A 16,055-nucleotide genomic window follows, 5' to 3' on the forward strand; every position below is an offset into this window, starting at 1 on the left:
CCGTTGCCTGTCGCTACTCGGTGCCGGGAACCGACCCGACGCGCCCGGAGTCGAGTGCCTGGGCGAACTGGTCGGCGGCCCACCGCAGCGCCTCGGCGTCGCGCGGCAGCGTCGTCTGCTCGTATCCGACCAGCAGATAGACCGCCCACGAGGCGAACCGCTGCGCCTGCCGTGCGTCTTGGAGCACCTCGAACGCCGATTCGTACATCACGTCGAAGCGCTGTTGATCGACCGCCACCTGTACCGCGTGCACGTGCGCATCGAGCGAGCTCCACACGCGGATGGCGGCCTCCGCGCCGTGCGGCAGTTCGAGGGCGGACTGGATCAGTGCGTCGATGCGGCGCCACGGGTCGGATTCGCCGCGCACCGCTTCGATGACGCGCACGGTCCGGACCTGAGTCCAGTGCGAGAGCAGTTCCCGGGTGTATGCCGACCAGTTAGGGAAGTAGTGATAGAACGATCCGGTCGTCACGCCGAGGCGGTTACACACCTCTGCCAGCTTCAGGCCGCCGTAGCCCAGGTCGGCGAGGATGTCGAGACCAGTCTCGAAGTAGCCCTCGCGCGATACGACGCCCGCCATGGACGGGACACTAGTTCTTCGGATGCGAACTTCTCTAGGTAAAGCGTTCGGCGGAGCCTTTATCAGGCATCGTCCGGTGGCACCAGTGACGTATGGCACAATTTGACCGTGCCGCATACGGCGAGTAGGGGTCCGGGCCGTCCCCCCGCAGCGAAGGCCGCCGAGACGCGAGAGCGCATCATAGGAGCCGCTCGCGAGGTCTTCAGCGAACTCGGGTACGACGCTGCCACCTTCCAGGCGATCGCGGTCCGCTCAGATTTGACGCGCCCGGCGATCAACCACTACTTCGCGAGCAAGCAGGTGCTGTGGCGAGAAGTCGTCGTGCAGACCAACGCCGCCATCGTCAGCGCCGGAAAGGCCCGCGCTGAGAGCGAGTCGAATCTGCTCAACCGGCTGTCGGCATATTTCACGGCGGCGATGCAGGCAGACTCCGAGGAGCGTTCGGCCGCAGCATTTCTCGTGACGTCCGTTTTGGAGGCGCAACGCCATCCGGAGCTGAGCGACTCGGAGCACGACTCGCTCAGGCACTCCCGCGAGTTCGTGGCATGGGCGGTCAACGACGCGATCGAGCGCGGTGAGCTGACCACCGACACCGACGTCGGCTCGCTGGTGGAGATGCTGGTCGCGGTGATGTGGGGGATGGGTTTCTACGCCGGCTTCGTCGGCACCCACGAAGAGCTCAAGGCCGTGATGCAGCAATTCGAGCTGCTGCTGTCGAACAACCTCTGGCGGCTGCGGGACTGATCGCGGCGGTCAGCGGCGGTGAGATGCCGCACACTTCGTATAGAACACCTAAGTTTTTGCGCTAGCATGGCGCTCGATGAGTTCGCTGCGCACCGACGACGACACCTGGGACATCGCGACCAGCGTGGGTTCGACGGCCGTCATGGTCGCCGCTGCCCGCGCCGGTGAGACTGCGCGCGACGACGCACTGATCCGCGATCCGTTCGCCGAACTGCTGGTCGCCAAGGCCGGCGACGGGGTGTGGGACCTCATGCTCGATCCTTCCGTCGGCGCCAAGGTCGCCGAGCTGGATGCCGAGGTCGTGGCGATCTTCGAGCACATGGGCAACTACCAGGCGGTGCGGACGCACTTCTTCGACGCCTACTTCGCCGACGCCGTCGCCGCGGGCATCCGGCAGGTCGTGATCCTCGCCTCCGGTCTCGACTCGCGGGCGTACCGGCTGGAGTGGCCGGCCGGCACCGCGGTGTTCGAGATCGACCAGCCCAAGGTGCTCGAGTACAAGGCCGCCCGGTTGGCCGAGCACGGCGCACTTCCGGCCGCCCGGCGCGTCGCGATACCCGTCGACCTGCGCCACGACTGGCCGAAAGCACTGCTGGACGCCGGATTCGACCCCGATTCCCCGACCGCGTGGCTGGCCGAGGGGCTGCTGATGTATCTGCCCAGCGAGGCCCAGGACCGGCTCTTCGCCGAGATCACCGCGCTCAGTGCAGCCGGCAGCCGGGTTTCGGTGGAGACCGTCGGGGTGCAGGCCGAGGACCGGCGCGAGCAGATGCGGGAACGTTTCGAGCGCATCCGCGCGCACGTCGGCATGGACGAGTCCGTCGACATCGCGGAGTTGATGTACAACGACGCCGACCGGGCGGACGTCGCCGAGTGGCTCGACGCGCACGGATGGCGATCGAGCGCGGTCAGCTCGCAGCAGGAGATGCGCAGGCTGGGACGGTGGGTGCTGCCCGCCGAGTTGACCCACGACGACGCGTTCTCGGAGTTCGTCACCGCAGAAAAGCTCTGAGGCGCGAGCTCTTCTGGGCGGTCCAACTGGTTGGTTAGGATCGGGTCATTCCTCGGGTCAGGAAGGACTCCCACCATGACCACCGATATCGCCGCGCCGGCACAAGCCGCCGAAGACATCCCCGGCGTCGTCCGCCGACTGCGCGACACGTTCAAGACCGGGCGGACCAAGAGCCTCGACTGGCGCAGAGAGCAGCTCAAAGCGATGGAGCGGCTCGTCATGGAGAACGAGCAGGCGATCGCCGCCGCGCTCGAGCAGGACCTCGGCCGCAAACCGTTCGAGGCCTGGCTGGCTGACATCGCCAGCGTGGCCGGTGAGGCCAAGGACGCGGCGAAAAACGTCCGCAAGTGGACCAAGCGCAAGTACCGGATGCTCGAGATGTCGCAGCTGCCGGGCCGCGGCTGGGTGGAGTACGAGCCGTTCGGCACGGTGCTGATCATCGGCGCGTGGAACTTCCCGTTCGCGTTGACGCTGGGGCCGGCAGTCGGTGCGATCGCTGCGGGCAACACCTTGGTGCTCAAGCCGTCGGAGGTGGCGCCGGCGTCGTCGGCGCTGATGGCCGAACTGGTGCCGCGCTACCTCGACAACGATGCGATCGCGGTGATCGAGGGCGACGGCAGCGTCAGCCAGGAGCTCATCGCGCAGGGCTTCGACTATCTGCTTTACACCGGCGGCACCGAGATCGGCCGCAAGGTGTACGAGGGCGCGGCGCCGCACCTGACGCCCGTCACGCTTGAACTCGGCGGCAAGAGCCCGGTGATCGTGTCGGCCGACGCCGACCTCGACGTCGCAGCCAAGCGCATCGCCTGGACCAAGCTGATCAACTCCGGCCAGATCTGCATCGCGCCCGACTACGTGCTGGCCGACGCGAAGATCCGCGACGAGCTGGTCGGCAAGATCAAGGCGGCGGTGGAGACGTTCGAGTCGAAGGATCCCGACGGCAAGCGCATCGTCAACGAGCGTCACTTCGACCGGCTGACCAGCGCGCTGGCCGCGACCAAGGGCGACGTCGTGATCGGCGGCGGCTCCGACGCGTCCAAGATCAGCATCCAGCCCACCGTCGTCGTCGACCCCGACCCCGCGGAGCCGCTGATGACCGACGAGATCTTCGGCCCGATCCTGCCGATCATGACGGTCCAATCACTCGATGACGCAATAACTTTCGTCAACTCGCGGCCCAAGCCGCTGGCCGCCTACCTGTTCACCAAGACCAAGAGCATCCGCGAGCGCGTGGTCAAGGAGGTCTCCGCGGGCGGCATGGTGGTCAACCATCTGCTGTTCCACTTCGCGACGAACAAGCTGCCGTTCGGTGGCGTGGGCCCGTCCGGCATGGGGGCGTACCACGGCAGGTTCGGTTTCGAGACGTTCAGCCACAAGAAGACCGTGATGACCAAGCTGACCCGACCCGACGTCGGCGCCTTCATCTATCCCCCGTATACAGAGAAGGCTTGGAAGCTCGCCAGACGGCTGTTCTAAGGCGAATCTAGAAAGGAACCCCATGCCAGGAGTGCAGGATCGCGTCATCGTCGTCACCGGGGCCGGAGGCGGGCTCGGACGGGAGTACGCGTTGACCCTCGCCCGGGAGGGCGCCAGCGTCGTCGTCAACGACCTCGGCGGTGCGCGCGACGGCACCGGCGCGGGCCACAACATGGCCGACCAGGTGGTCAGCGAGATCAAGGACGCCGGTGGCCGGGCCGTGGCGAACTACGACTCCGTCGCCGAACCCGAGGGCGCCGAGAACATCATCAAGACCGCGATCGACGAGTTCGGCAAGGTCGACGGGGTGATCTCGAACGCGGGCATCCTGCGCGACGGCACGTTCCACAAGATGGAGTTCGCGAACTTCGACGCCGTGATCAAGGTGCACCTGTACGGCGGCTACAACGTGATCCGCGCGGCGTGGCCGCACTTCCGGGAGAACAACTTCGGGCGGGTCGTGGTCGCGACGTCCACCAGCGGTCTGTTCGGCAACTTCGGCCAGGCCAACTACGGCGCCGCCAAGCTCGGCCTGGTCGGGATGATCAACACGCTGGCCCAGGAGGGCGCGAAGTACAACATCAAGACCAACGCGGTCGCGCCGATCGCGGCGACCCGGATGACGCAGGACATCCTGCCGCCGGAGGTCTTCGAGAAGCTCACCCCCGAGTACGTGGCGCCCGTGGTGGCTTACCTGATGAGCGAGGAATTGCCCGACACCGCTTCGGTTTTCGTCGTCGGCGGCGGCAAGGTGCAGCGCACCGCGCTGTTCCAGAACGAGGGCGTCACGTTCTCCGAGGTGCCCTCGGTCGACGACATCGCCGCGAAGTGGGGCGAGATCACCGACCTTTCGGCGGCGCAGCGGGCCACCTTCAGCCTCGGCTGAGCCTGCATGAAAGCGCTTGTCGCGCAGCAGCTCACCGGGCCCGCCGGCCTGGCCTACACCGACGTGGACGATGTTGGCGGCGATGACGTCGTCGTCGTCGACGTCGGTGCGGCCGGGGTCAGCTTCCCCGACCTGTTGCTGCTGCGCGGCGAGTACCAACTGAGGTTGGAGCCGCCGTTCGTCCCCGGCATGGAGGTCGCCGGGGTGGTGCGATCGGCGCCGTACGAGTCGGAGTTCAAACCCGGTCAACGGGTGACCGCGCTGTCCATGCTGGGCGCGTGGGCCGAGCGGGTGGTGGTGCCGGCGGCCAACCTCACGCACACTCCCGACGATCTGGACGACGCGGAATCGGTTGCGCTGCTGGGCAACTACCAGACGATGTACTTCGCGCTGGCCAAGCGTGGCGCACTGCGGCCCGGCGAGACTGTGCTGGTGCTGGGGTCCGCGGGCGGCGTCGGCACTGCGGCCGTGCAGATCGCGAAGGCGCTGGGCGCCAAGGTGATCGCGATGGTGCACCGGCCGCAGGGAGTCGAGTTCGTCGAATCGCTCGGCGCAGATGTGGTGCTCCCGCTCACCGACGGCTGGCTAGAGGCGGTCAAGGAGGCGACCGACGGCCGGGGCGTCGATCTGGTGGTCGATCCGGTCGGCGGCGAGGCTTTCGACGACGCGATCCGTGCGCTCGCCGTCGAGGGCCGGCTGCTGGTGATCGGCTTCGCCGCCGGCGGGATCCCGACCGTCAAGGTGAACCGGCTGCTGCTGCGCAACGTCTCGGTGATCGGTGTCGGCTACGGCGAGTACGTCAATCGCAAGCCCGGCTCCCAGGCGGTGTTCGAGTTCGGCGTCGCGCAACTGGTCAAGGCCGGCTTGCGGCCCCCGCCGCCGGTGCGCTTTCCGTTGTCGCGGGGTGCTGAAGCGCTGCAGGCGCTGGCGGACGGCGCAGTGCTCGGCAAGGTCGTGCTGGAGCCGTAGGTGCCCGAGGCGTTGGCGTTCGACGTGTTCGGGACGGTGGTCGACTGGCGTTCGAGCATCGTCCGCGAGCTCGAGCAGTTCGGCCGAACCCATGGCGTGCAACGGGATTGGGCCGCATTCGCCGACGACTGGCGGGCCGGTTACCCGCCCGCGATGGATCGCGTGCGACGCGGTGAGCTGCCGTGGACCAAGATCGACAGCCTGCACCGGATGATCCTCGTCGACCTGCTCGAGCGGACGGGCATCGCGGTCGGCGACGACGACATCGACCACCTGAACCGGGCATGGCACCGGCTCGACCCCTGGCCGGACGTCGTCGACGGCCTCACGCGGCTGAAGGCCCGCCATGTCATCACGACGCTGTCCATCGGAAACATGTCGCTGCTGACCAACATGGCCAAGCGCGCCGGCCTGCCGTGGGACTGCGTGATCTCTGCAGAACTGTTCCGCCACTACAAGCCCGACGCGCAGGCGTACCTCGGCTGCGCCGAGATGCTCGACGTGGCGCCCAGCGAGCTCATGTTGGTGGCGGCGCACGCGAGTGATCTGCGCGGCGCGAAACGCGCAGGGTTGATGACGGCGTATGTCGACCGGCCGCTGGAGTACGGTGCCGGCCGGCGCCGCCCGTCGAAGATTGACGACGGGGAGTTCGACGTCATGGCGACTGATTTCGGCGACCTGGCGGACCAGCTGGAACGCGGGATTTGTGAGTGAAAACAGTCGCTGCGCGAGCGGAATCACTCACAAATCGCGGAGGTAGCGTGGGGGTATGACGCCAGCGCTGGAACGGGCACTCGAACTCTTCACCGATCCGCCGTCGCATCCCGACGTCAGCAAGGGTTATCTGGACCTGCTGGGCAACGGGGCCTCGACCGGCGAGACGCCGCCGAAGAACAGCGGGTTGATCCAGGCGGCATGGGCGTCCGGTCCGGGGTCGATGCTCTACGACCACGCGCAGGCGTTGGCCCGCAGGTTCGTCGGGGCGTGGCAGCTGCCGATCGACTGGCTCGACATCCCCGAAGGGGCCGTCGCGCTCGACATCGGCAGCGGCCCAGGCAACGTGACCGCAGCGCTGGCGCGCGCCGCCGGGCCGGACGGGCTGGCCGTCGGCATCGACATCTCCGAACCGATGCTCAACCGGGCGGTGCGCGCTCAGACCGCGCCGAACATCTGTTTCCTGCGGGCCGACGCGCAGCAGCTGCCGTTCCGGAAAGAGTCCGTCGACACGGTGACCTCACTGGCGGTGCTGCAACTGATCCCCGAGCCGTCCACGACGGTCGCGGAGATGTCCCGGGTGCTGCGGCCGGGCGGCCGGATCGCGATCATGGTGCCGACGGTGGGCAGCCTGCCGGCGCCGCTGCGCCTGTTGTCCAGCGGCGGGGCGCATTTCTTCGGCGAGGACGACCTCGGGGACCTGTTCGAACAACACGGTTTCGTCGGCGTGCGCACCAAGACCCTCGGCAACGTTCAGTGGGTCCGCGCCCGGCGACCGTGAGGCGATAGCTTGGTGCCATGAGCTCCGGCGGCGTCGTCCTGGTAGCGCTGGCGATCGCCGTCGGACTGGTGGGCATACTCCTCCCCCTGCTGCCGGGAACCCTGCTGGTGTTCGGGGCGATCGCCGTCTGGGCCGTCGTCGAGCACAACACGACCGGATGGGTGACGCTCGGGGTCGTCACCGCGCTGCTCGGCGCCTCGTTGTTGGTCAAGTACACCTGGCCGGTGAAACGCATGCGGGCTGCCGACGTCCGCACGCTGAGCCTGGTGGCCGGGGCGGCGCTGGGAATCGTCGGGTTCTTTGTGATCCCCGTCCTCGGCCTGGTGATCGGCTTCGTGCTCGGTATCTACCTCGCCGAATTGGCCACTCGGCGCGACCGGCGGCTGGCGTGGGCCTCGACGAAGCATGCGCTCAAGGGGGTCGCCCTCTCGGTCGGCGTCGAAATGGCAGGCGCGCTGCTCGCCACGGTCGTTTGGGCTATCGGGGTGTACTTGACGCAGTAACTTGCTTCAATGGCCAAGCTGCGCTTCGGATACTTCATCGCACCGTTTCACCGCGCCGGCACCAATCCAACGCTCGCCCTGCAACGCGACCTCGAACTCATCGAGCATCTCGACGCGGTCGGCTACGACGAGGTGTGGATCGGGGAGCACCACTCCGCCGGCAGCGAGATCATCAGCTCGCCGGAGGTGTTCATCGCCGCGGCGGCCCAGCGCGCCAAGAGGATCCGCTTCGGCACGGGCGTCATCTCCCTGGCGTACCACAACCCGCTGTGGACCGCTGACCGGCTGATGCTGCTGGACCACCTCACCCACGGCCGCATCATCGGCGGAATGGGTCCGGGCTCGCTGCCCACCGACGCGGCGATGATCGGGCTGACGCCCACCGACACCCGTGAACTGCTGGAGACCAACCTCGACATCGTGGTGCGTCTGCTGGCCGGGGAGACGGTCTCGGCGAAGACGCCGACGCACGAGTTGTTCGACGCCCGTTTGCAATTGGCGCCCTACTCCGAGGACGGCATCCCGCTCGCCGTCGCGGCCGTGGCATCTCCGACCGGCGCTCGGCTGGCGGGCAAGCACGGCATCGGCCTGTTGTCGATCGGTGCGACGCTGGTCGTCGAAGGGTTCGACGCGCTCGCCCACCACTGGGGCATCGTCGAGGAACGGGCGACCGCGTTCGGCACCACCGTCGACCGCAGGAACTGGTCGCTGGTCGGGCCGTTCCACATCGCCGAGACCGACGAGCAGGCTCGCGCGGACGTCCGCTTCGGAATCGAGCCGTGGTTCAACTACTTCCAGAAAGTGGCGGCGTTCCCGCAGATGACGATTCCGGGCGACCGCATCGACGACATGATCGACATCATCAACGAGGCGGGCGCCGGCGTGATCGGCACACCGGAGCGGGCCAGAGCGCAGGTGCAGCGGCTCTGGGACCAGTCCGGCGGCTTCGGTTGCCTGCTGCAGATGGGCCACGAGTGGGCCAACCCGGCGGCCACGAAACGTTCGGCGGAGTTGTTCGCCGCCGAGGTGTTCCCGCACTTCCAGGGCCAGGCGCAGCCGACCCTGGACGCCGCGGCGCGGGCCGGCGACGTGCGCGAGGAGCTGGCCCAGACGCAGCTGTCGGCCATCGACCACATGACCAAGAAGTACGAGGCAGAGAAGGGCTCGGGCTAGCGGCGCGGTCGGTCAGCTCAGTCGAGGAGCGTGGCGCGCACGCGCCGGACGTCCTCGTCGCTGACGCCGGCCGCTTCGAGGTAGCCGCGCAGCGAGCCGTAGTTCTCTTCGATGGACCGGCGCGACGCGGCCAGGTATTCCTCGCGCACCCCGAGCACCGCCTCGGTCAACCGGGCCTCGACGAACGTGACTTCCTCGTCGGTCTCGATCCGCTCGCGCACCGACAGCATGATCTGCTCCCGCAACCGGGGTACCGCGTCGTTGCTGCGCAGGAAGTCGGCCATGATCACGTCGCGGTCCACGCCCACCGCGTCGAGAGTCGTCGACACCGTGAAACCGGTCCTGTCTTTACCGGCGAAACAGTGCGCGATCACCGGGCGGCCCGCCGCAAGCAGCGAAATCACTTGCCGCACAGCGCGTTGTGCGCCAGGCAACGTCGGGAAGCGTTGGTACTCCTCGGTCATGAACCGCGACGCGGCCACGCTGATGTCCTCGTCATCGGACTTGTCGGTCATCATCTTCTGGAAGGCCGACTCGTGCGGCGCTTCGGCGGTCACGGCGGTGACCTCGTGGAAGTGCAGGTGGTGCACTTCCACACCTGCGGGCACCGCGCCCGTGCCGTGCCGTTCCACCTCCCGCGCTGAGCGGAGATCGGCGACGTCGGTGATGCCGAGTTCGAGGAGGCGACGGCGGCCGGCGTCGTCGAGACCGCTCAGTTCGCTGGACCGGAAGAACCTGCCCGGCCGGACACCCGTCTCGGCGGCGACGTCACGGAAGTTCCATGCGCCGGAGAGCTCGCCGATTCCGATGCTCACCGGCCGATCGCCGGACTTGATTGGCGGCTCGCCGCCGTCGCGAAAGCGCTTTTCTCCCTACCCAGTTCGGCTCGGGCGATCGTCCGCATGTGCACCTCGTCCGGCCCGTCGAACAACCGCATTGCGCGGTGCCAGCTGTACAGCCGGGCGAGCGGGAAGTCGTCGCTGACCCCGGCGGCGCCGTGCACCTGGATCGCGCGGTCGATGACGTCGCAGACCACCTGCGGCGCAACAGCTTTGATCTGGCTGACCAGTACGTGCGCTTCCTTGTTGCCACGCTGGTCGATGGTCCACGCGGCCTTCTCACACAACAGCCGCGCCTGGTCGAGTTCGTTGCGCGACTTGGCGATCGCCTCACGCACCACGCCCTGCTCGGACAGCGGCTTACCGAAGGCGACCCGCTTCTGCACCCGGTTCACCATCAGCGCCAGCGCCCGCTCGCCGGCACCCAGCGCGCGCATGCAGTGGTGGATGCGGCCGGGGCCCAGCCGCGCCTGCGCGATCGCGAACCCGCTGCCCTCCTCGTGCAGGAGGTTCTCGGCCGGCACACGCACGTTGTCGAAGACGATCTCGCAGTGCCCGTGCTGGTCCTGCCAGCCGAACACCGGCAGCGAGCGCTGGATGTCGACGCCGGGCGTGTCCACCGGCACCAGGATCATCGACTGCTGCTGATGGCTGGCCGCCTCCGGGTTCGTGCGGCCCATCACGATAAGGATCTTGCAGCGGGGGTCGGCCGCCCCGGTGATCCACCACTTGCGACCGTTGATGACGTAGTCGTTTCCGTCGCGCAGCATCGTGGTCTCGATGTTGCGGGCATCCGAGGACGCCACCGCCGGTTCGGTCATCGCGAAGGCGCTGCGGATCTCGCCGGCGAGCAACGGCTCGAGCCATTGTTTGCGTTGCTCCTCGGTGGCGAACAGGTGCAGCGTTTCCATGTTGCCGGTGTCGGGCGCGGCACAGTTGAGCGCTTCGGGCGCGATCTCCATGCTCCACCCCGAGAGTTCGGCCAGCGGCGCGTACTCCAGGTTGGTCAGCCCCGATATCGACGGCAGGAACAGGTTCCACAGCCCGCGGTCCTTCGCGAGGGCTTTCAACTCCTCGACGATGGGCGGGACGGTGTGGTCCTTGGGCCCGGCCTCCTCGCGATAGCGGTGGTATTCGGCCTCCGCGGGGAAGACGAATTCCGTCATGAACTCGGTCAGGCGCGCGTGGTAATCCTGTGCCTTGGCCGACATCGCGAAGTCCATGCCGCCACGATATGACACCCCGTCAGAGCGGCTTGTGCTGCGTCGGACTTTGATCCGACTCCCATTTCGCCTCGAGCGAACGGGTGACGCGGGTGCCCGCGGCGTACTCGACCTGGAAGGTCGCGCCGTCGTCGACTTCGTAGGTGACGACGCACTTTCCGTCGGGGCCGCCGTCCTCGGCGGCTTTGTGGACCACCTTGCACGGGACGGTTCCGGCGTCGCGCTCGACGAGCACGATGTCGCCGGGCGCGACGTCTTCGATGCGGTCGTTCTCGGAGATGTTCGACATCCTGCCGACGGTAGCAACGCACCGCCGCGCGAATGCGGCGTGGGGGACGATACGGTGACCTCGGCGACCGCCCCGCGAAATCTGCTGGAACCGAACCAATTTCAGCGCAGGCCTGTGGCCACAATCACGTCCGGCCGCCTTGTCTTCCGACTGCGGAAGGCGCAGAATCGATTAGGTAATCTGGACTGAATCAAAATTAGAAGGATGGTGTGCTAGCGATGGCATTGTTGACGATCGGTGACCAGTTCCCCCGCTACGACATGGCGGCGGTGGTCGGCGGTGACCTCTCCGAGGTCGATGCCAAGCAGCCTGACGACTACTTCATCCGTGTGACCAGCGACGACCACGACGGCAAGTGGCGGATCGTGTTCTTCTGGCCGAAGGACTTCACGTTCGTGTGCCCGACGGAGATCGCCGCGTTCGGCAAGCTCAACGAGGATTTCGAGGACCGCGACGCCAAGGTCATCGGGGTGTCGGTCGACAACGAGTTCGTCCACTTCCAGTGGCGCGCGCAGCACGAGGACCTCAAGAAGCTGCCGTTCCCGATGGCTTCCGACCTCAAGCGTGAGCTCGCGCTCGCGACCGGCGTGCTCAACGCCGACGGTGTCGCCGACCGCGCAACGTTCATCGTCGACCCCAACAACGAGATCCAGTTCGTCTCGGTCACGGCGGGTTCGGTGGGCCGCAACGTCGACGAGGTGCTGCGGGTGCTCGACGCGTTGCAGTCCGACGAGCTGTGCGCCTGCAACTGGAAGAAGGGCGATCCCACGATCAAGGCGGGCGAGCTGCTCGCAGAGGCGGTGTGACCGTGAGCATCGACAACATCAAGGAAGCGCTGCCCGGGTACGCCAAGGATCTCAAGCTCAACTTCGGCAGCATCGTGAAATCCACGGAGCTGTCCGAACAGCAGCTGTGGGGTGCCCTCGTGGCGACCGCCGCTGCGACCAAGTCGGAGCGGCTGCTGCGGGAGATCGCCGAGGACGCGCTGGACATTCTCAGCCAGGAGGCGTACGACGCCGCCCTGGGAGCCGCGGCGATCATGGGGATGAACAACGTGTTCTACCGCAGCAAGGGCCAGCTCGACGGTGCGTACGACGATCTGCGCGCCGGCCTGCGGATGAACATCATCGGCAATCCCGGTGTCGCCAAGGATGATTTCGAGCTGTGGTCGCTGGCGGTCTCGGCGATCAACGGCTGCGGCCACTGCCTGGCGGCGCACGAGAAGACGCTGCGGGACGCCAGCGAGAACCCGGTTTCGCGGACGGTGATCTTCGAAGCGATCCGGCTGGCGTCGATCGTCGCCGGCGTCGCGCAGGCACTGCAGACCGCCGACATCCTGGCGGGTGTCTGACCGAACCAAACGCCAAGAGCGGGGCACCTTTCGTGGGTGCCCCGCTCTTGTCGTGCGGATCAGGGGTGATAGCTCGGCTGCACGGTCTGCAGATGGTCGATGCGGTGCCCACTCGTCATGGATCCCGCCGAGGGCGCGGTGACCTGCGGGATGGCGACGATTCCCGGTCGCGGCGTGTTGTCGGGCGTGTAGGTACCGGCGCTGGCGGTACCGGCGAGACCGAGTGCCCCGGCGAGGATTCCGCCCGCGACGATCGGGATGGCGAAGAAGCGGGCGAAGCGGCGGTTGGTGTTGGTGGTCATTTCGAATTCTCCTGTGGTGGTTGCTTTTCGGCTGGTCTGCCGGTCTGTTCCGGCGATGACTCAAGAGTGGCGCAGCGCCGCCGCGGTGTATGTCGGACGAACGGTCGGCGGAGCGGCTGAATCGGTTGTCCCCCAATCGGAGGAAACCCGCCGCCCGCTATGCCAAGCTGAAAAGCGTGGCGACGGGTTTCACCAGCGAAAAGGTCCGGGTGGTGGTCGGCGACGACCACCCGATGTTCCGCGACGGCATGGTGCGCGCGCTGGTGTCCAGTGGTCAGATCGACGTGGTGGCCGAGGCCGACGACGGAAAGGCCGCGCTGGAGGCGATCCGCTCGCACACCCCGCAGGTGGCGCTGCTGGACTACCGGATGCCCGGGATGGACGGCGCCGAGGTTGCCGCCGCGGTGGTGCGCGACGAACTGCCCACCCGGGTGTTGTTGATCTCCGCGCACGACGAGTCCGCGATCGTCTATCAGGCGTTGCAGCACGGAGCGGCCGGATTCCTGCCCAAGGAGTCGACCCGCTCGGAACTGGTCGCCGCGGTGCTCGACTGCGCCAAGGGCCGAGACGTCGTCGCACCGACGCTGGCCGCCGGGTTGGCCGGCGAGATCCGCAAGCGCGCCGAGCCCGAAGGCCCGGTGCTCAGCCCGCGCGAACGCGAGGTGCTCAAGTTGATCGCGTCCGGGGCCAGCATCCCCGCGATGGCCAAGGAGTTGTACCTGGCGCCGTCGACGGTCAAGACCCACGTTCAGCGGCTCTACGAGAAGCTCGGTGTCAACGACCGCGGCGCCGTCGTCGCCGAGGCGATGCGCCGCAAGCTGCTGGACTGACCTCGGGTGACCGGATGACACGCCCGTGATGGACCGCATCGCGAACTTCTTCGCCTCAGAACCCGTGCGCGTCAGCGCGATCCTGCGGCTGCCCTTGATCGCGTTGGTCGCCGTGCTGGTGTGGATCTGGGAGGTCGACCACTGGCTGCCCGGCGTCTACGCCGCGGTGCTCGGGCTGTGGGTGGTGGCAGCGCTGGTGTGGCTCGCCATGGTCATGCGCGGACCGGTGCCGCGGTGGGCGGACTGGGCGTCGACCGGGGTGGACGTGTTCGCCATCGTGACGCTGTGCGTGGTCTCCGGCGGCGCCACGGCGGCGCTGCTTCCGGTGTTCTTCCTGCTGCCGATCGCGGTCGCGTTCCAGGACCGGCCGATGCTGACCTGTGTGCTCGGAATCGGCACGGCCTTCGCCTATCTGGGAGTGTGGATCGTCTACTCCAAACGCGACGACACGGTCGGCATGCCGGACGTCGTCTACACCCAGTTCGGTTTCCTGCTTTGGTCAGCGGCGGCGATGACCGCGCTGTGCGTGGTGCTGGTGCGACGGCAGGCCCGCGTGACGAAGCTGCAGAACGTGCGGCGCCAACTGGTGTCCGAGGCGATGCAGGCCGACGAGCGGCACAACCGGGAGGTCGCCGAGCATCTGCACGACGGCCCGCTGCAGACCCTGCTCGCCGCGCGCCTCGACCTCGACGAGGTCCGCGAACGCGCGGGCGACCCCGCGCTGGACACGGTGCATGCCGCGCTGCAGCAGACCGCCGCGGCGTTGCGCTCGACGGTGAGCGAACTGCACCCGCAGGTGCTGGCCCAGCTCGGGCTCATGCCCGCCGTGCGAGAACTGCTGCGGCAGTTCGAGTCTCGTGGCGACTACGTGGTCGAGGCGGATCTGGCCGACGTCGGTAAGCCGGAATCGCAGCAGCTGCTGTACCGCGCGGCCCGGGAACTGCTCGCCAACATCCACAAGCATGCCGAAGCACGCCTGGTCCGCGTCGGGTTGTCGCGGTGGGGAGACCGGATCGTGTTGACCGTCACCGATGACGGCAAGGGCTTCGATCCGGCGATCGTCGAGCAGTACGTCGCGGATGGGCATATCGGGCTCGGTTCGCTGCTGGCCAGGTTCGACGCGATGGGCGGGTCGATGCGGATCAGCTCCGAGGACGGCTACGGGACGCAGGTCACTGCCACGTCGCCGCCCGAACCTGCGGTCACGAACTGAGCCCGCGGGCGATGACGAGGCGCTGGATCTGGTTTGTGCCCTCGAAGATCTGGGTGATCTTCGCTTCGCGCATGTAGCGCTCGACGCGGTAGTCGCGGGTGTAGCCGGCGCCGCCGAACACCTGCACCGCATCGGTGGTGACCTTCATCGCTGCGTCGGTGGCGACGAGCTTGGCCACACTGGCCTGCTGCGAGTAGTCACGGCCGGCGTCGCGGCGACGTGCGGCGTCCAGGTACGTCGCACGCGCGCTGGCGACCGCGGCCGCCATGTCGGCGAGCAGGAAGCCCAGCCCTTGGTGGTCGATGATCTTGCGGCCGAACGTCGTTCGCTCGTTGGCGTAGGCGACTGCCTCGTCGAGTGCGGCCTGCGCCAGGCCGGTCGCGACCGCGGCGATGCCCAGCCGGCCGGAATCCAGTGCGGAGAAGGCGATTGCAAGGCCCTGGCCCTCCGCGCCGATCAACCGGTCGGCATCGAGGTGGGCGTCCTCGTAGAACGCCGACGTGGTCGGGATCGCATGCAGACCCATCTTCTCCTCGGGGTTGCCGAACGTGAGCCCGGGCAGGTCGCCCGGCACCAGGAAGCACGAAATGCCGCGCGACCCTTCGCCCGTGCGCGCGAACAAGGTGTAGAAGTCGGCCCGGCCGCCATGCGTGATCCAGGACTTCGAACCGTTGAGCGTGTAGCCGTTGTCCGTCCTGGTCGCCGCGCAGCGCAGTGCCGCGGCGTCGGAACCGGCCTGCGGTTCGGAGAGGCTGTAGGCGCCGATCTGCTCACCCGACAACATCCCGGGCAGCCAGCGCCGCTTCTGCTCGTCGCTGCCGAACGTCAGCAGCGGATGCGACGAGAGGCTGTGCACGCTGACCGCGACGGCCACCGCCGCCCAGCGCGCCGCCAGTTCCTCGAGCACCTGCAGGTAGACCTCGAACGGCTGGCCGCCGCCGCCCCACTCCTCGGGCTGCGGCAGGCTCAGCAGCCCCGCCGCGCCCAGTTGCGCCATCACACCTTCGGGATAGCGCTCGGCTTTCTCGTGGTCGTCGACGATCGGGTCGAGCACCTTGTCGGCGATGTCGCGGGTGAGCGCGAGCAGGTCCGCTGCGTCGGCGGAAGGCAGCAATCGGTCGACCGTCATGCGTGTGGACTGTAATCCGCGACGACAGGCAACTCGGCGAG

At 67.7% G+C, this 16,055-nt stretch carries 19 protein-coding genes; 13 read left to right on the top strand and 6 right to left on the bottom strand.

The window, feature by feature from the left end; all coding sequences use genetic code 11:
- Positions 1-13: 13 nt before the first annotated feature.
- Positions 14-580, bottom strand: a complete 567-nt coding sequence (locus A5663_RS07130) for a TetR/AcrR family transcriptional regulator (RefSeq protein ID WP_068145882.1) — start codon at positions 578-580, stop codon at positions 14-16.
- Positions 581-688: 108 nt separating this feature from the next.
- Between A5663_RS07130 and A5663_RS07135 the strand changes: the two genes are divergently transcribed.
- From A5663_RS07135 to A5663_RS07175, 9 genes are all read left to right on the top strand, one after another.
- Positions 689-1,324 (top strand): TetR/AcrR family transcriptional regulator, encoded by a 636-nt coding sequence (locus A5663_RS07135; protein ID WP_068145884.1) that lies wholly within the window; start codon positions 689-691, stop codon positions 1,322-1,324.
- A 76-nt stretch (positions 1,325-1,400) separates the two neighbouring features.
- A complete protein-coding gene (locus tag A5663_RS07140; RefSeq protein WP_068145887.1) occupies positions 1,401-2,336 on the top strand; it encodes a class I SAM-dependent methyltransferase in 936 nt (311 codons plus the stop codon).
- A 75-nt stretch (positions 2,337-2,411) separates the two neighbouring features.
- On the top strand, positions 2,412-3,812 hold the full coding sequence (locus A5663_RS07145) for an aldehyde dehydrogenase family protein (protein WP_068145890.1): 1,401 nt from the start codon (positions 2,412-2,414) through the stop codon (positions 3,810-3,812).
- Positions 3,813-3,834: 22 nt separating this feature from the next.
- Entirely contained in the window at positions 3,835-4,698 is an 864-nt protein-coding gene (locus A5663_RS07150) for an SDR family oxidoreductase (RefSeq protein WP_068145894.1), read from the top strand.
- Positions 4,699-4,704: 6 nt separating this feature from the next.
- Positions 4,705-5,667 carry an NADPH:quinone oxidoreductase family protein gene (locus A5663_RS07155; protein ID WP_068145898.1) on the top strand — a complete coding sequence of 321 codons (963 nt, stop codon included), beginning with the start codon at positions 4,705-4,707 and terminating at the stop codon, positions 5,665-5,667.
- Positions 5,668-6,381 carry a haloacid dehalogenase type II gene (locus tag A5663_RS07160; RefSeq protein WP_068145902.1) on the top strand — a complete coding sequence of 238 codons (714 nt, stop codon included), beginning with the start codon at positions 5,668-5,670 and terminating at the stop codon, positions 6,379-6,381. It abuts the gene before it with no gap.
- 55 nt (positions 6,382-6,436) lie between these two features.
- Positions 6,437-7,162, top strand: coding sequence for a methyltransferase domain-containing protein (locus A5663_RS07165; RefSeq protein ID WP_068145904.1), 726 nt, complete (start codon positions 6,437-6,439; stop codon positions 7,160-7,162).
- Positions 7,163-7,179: 17 nt separating this feature from the next.
- On the top strand, positions 7,180-7,665 hold the full coding sequence (locus tag A5663_RS07170; protein ID WP_068145907.1) for a DUF456 domain-containing protein: 486 nt from the start codon (positions 7,180-7,182) through the stop codon (positions 7,663-7,665).
- A 9-nt stretch (positions 7,666-7,674) separates the two neighbouring features.
- Positions 7,675-8,838, top strand: coding sequence for an LLM class flavin-dependent oxidoreductase (locus A5663_RS07175; RefSeq protein WP_068145911.1), 1,164 nt, complete (start codon positions 7,675-7,677; stop codon positions 8,836-8,838).
- A gap of 17 nt (positions 8,839-8,855) precedes the next feature.
- Here A5663_RS07175 and A5663_RS07180 read toward each other — a convergent pair whose 3' ends face one another.
- The 3 genes from A5663_RS07180 to A5663_RS07190 are packed head-to-tail and all read right to left on the bottom strand — an operon-like array spanning position 8,856 to position 11,189.
- Positions 8,856-9,653, bottom strand: a complete 798-nt coding sequence (locus A5663_RS07180) for a tyrosine-protein phosphatase (protein WP_068145913.1) — start codon at positions 9,651-9,653, stop codon at positions 8,856-8,858.
- Entirely contained in the window at positions 9,650-10,888 is a 1,239-nt protein-coding gene (locus A5663_RS07185) for an acyl-CoA dehydrogenase family protein (protein WP_197503325.1), read from the bottom strand. The genes A5663_RS07180 and A5663_RS07185 overlap by 4 nt, the downstream gene beginning before the upstream one ends.
- A 34-nt stretch (positions 10,889-10,922) precedes the next feature.
- A complete protein-coding gene (locus A5663_RS07190) occupies positions 10,923-11,189 on the bottom strand; it encodes a hypothetical protein (RefSeq protein ID WP_068145919.1) in 267 nt (88 codons plus the stop codon).
- A gap of 218 nt (positions 11,190-11,407) precedes the next feature.
- On the opposite strand from A5663_RS07190, the gene A5663_RS07195 reads away from it, so the two are divergent.
- Together A5663_RS07195 and ahpD are read left to right on the top strand one after the other, a co-directional pair.
- Positions 11,408-11,995 carry a peroxiredoxin gene (locus A5663_RS07195; protein WP_068145922.1) on the top strand — a complete coding sequence of 196 codons (588 nt, stop codon included), beginning with the start codon at positions 11,408-11,410 and terminating at the stop codon, positions 11,993-11,995.
- Between the two features lie 2 nt (positions 11,996-11,997).
- Positions 11,998-12,540 (top strand): alkyl hydroperoxide reductase AhpD, encoded by a 543-nt coding sequence (gene ahpD, locus A5663_RS07200; protein WP_068145978.1) that lies wholly within the window; start codon positions 11,998-12,000, stop codon positions 12,538-12,540.
- A 59-nt stretch (positions 12,541-12,599) separates the two neighbouring features.
- On the opposite strand, the gene A5663_RS07205 is transcribed toward ahpD, so the two are convergent.
- Entirely contained in the window at positions 12,600-12,842 is a 243-nt protein-coding gene (locus tag A5663_RS07205; protein ID WP_068145926.1) for a hypothetical protein, read from the bottom strand.
- A gap of 176 nt (positions 12,843-13,018) precedes the next feature.
- On the opposite strand from A5663_RS07205, the gene A5663_RS07210 reads away from it, so the two are divergent.
- The gene (locus A5663_RS07210) at positions 13,019-13,672 is read left to right on the top strand and encodes a response regulator transcription factor (RefSeq protein WP_255396201.1); all 654 of its coding nucleotides are present in this window, start codon (positions 13,019-13,021) and stop codon (positions 13,670-13,672) included.
- Between the two features lie 28 nt (positions 13,673-13,700).
- Positions 13,701-14,885, top strand: coding sequence for a sensor histidine kinase (locus A5663_RS07215; RefSeq protein ID WP_068145929.1), 1,185 nt, complete (start codon positions 13,701-13,703; stop codon positions 14,883-14,885).
- Here A5663_RS07215 and A5663_RS07220 read toward each other — a convergent pair.
- The gene (locus A5663_RS07220; protein WP_068145932.1) at positions 14,875-16,014 is read right to left on the bottom strand and encodes an acyl-CoA dehydrogenase family protein; all 1,140 of its coding nucleotides are present in this window, start codon (positions 16,012-16,014) and stop codon (positions 14,875-14,877) included. The genes A5663_RS07215 and A5663_RS07220 overlap by 11 nt on opposite strands.
- Between the last annotated feature and the right edge of the window lie 41 nt (positions 16,015-16,055).

Origin of the sequence: Mycobacterium sp. E740, from assembly GCF_001672895.1 — a bacterium.
Classification (GTDB): Bacteria; Actinomycetota; Actinomycetes; order Mycobacteriales; family Mycobacteriaceae; genus Mycobacterium.

Coding starts and splice junctions, on each gene's coding strand:
- A5663_RS07165 (WP_068145904.1), top strand. CDS start 6,437: ATGACGCCAGCGCTGGAACGGGCACTCGAACTCTTCACCGATCCGCCG.
- A5663_RS07185 (WP_197503325.1), bottom strand. CDS start 10,888: ATGTCGGCCAAGGCACAGGATTACCACGCGCGCCTGACCGAGTTCATG.
- A5663_RS07190 (WP_068145919.1), bottom strand. CDS start 11,189: ATGTCGAACATCTCCGAGAACGACCGCATCGAAGACGTCGCGCCCGGC.
- A5663_RS07175 (WP_068145911.1), top strand. CDS start 7,675: ATGGCCAAGCTGCGCTTCGGATACTTCATCGCACCGTTTCACCGCGCC.
- A5663_RS07170 (WP_068145907.1), top strand. CDS start 7,180: ATGAGCTCCGGCGGCGTCGTCCTGGTAGCGCTGGCGATCGCCGTCGGA.
- A5663_RS07215 (WP_068145929.1), top strand. CDS start 13,701: ATGGACCGCATCGCGAACTTCTTCGCCTCAGAACCCGTGCGCGTCAGC.
- A5663_RS07195 (WP_068145922.1), top strand. CDS start 11,408: ATGGCATTGTTGACGATCGGTGACCAGTTCCCCCGCTACGACATGGCG.
- A5663_RS07130 (WP_068145882.1), bottom strand. CDS start 580: ATGGCGGGCGTCGTATCGCGCGAGGGCTACTTCGAGACTGGTCTCGAC.
- A5663_RS07150 (WP_068145894.1), top strand. CDS start 3,835: ATGCCAGGAGTGCAGGATCGCGTCATCGTCGTCACCGGGGCCGGAGGC.
- A5663_RS07205 (WP_068145926.1), bottom strand. CDS start 12,842: ATGACCACCAACACCAACCGCCGCTTCGCCCGCTTCTTCGCCATCCCG.
- A5663_RS07220 (WP_068145932.1), bottom strand. CDS start 16,014: ATGACGGTCGACCGATTGCTGCCTTCCGCCGACGCAGCGGACCTGCTC.
- A5663_RS07145 (WP_068145890.1), top strand. CDS start 2,412: ATGACCACCGATATCGCCGCGCCGGCACAAGCCGCCGAAGACATCCCC.
- A5663_RS07155 (WP_068145898.1), top strand. CDS start 4,705: ATGAAAGCGCTTGTCGCGCAGCAGCTCACCGGGCCCGCCGGCCTGGCC.
- A5663_RS07140 (WP_068145887.1), top strand. CDS start 1,401: ATGAGTTCGCTGCGCACCGACGACGACACCTGGGACATCGCGACCAGC.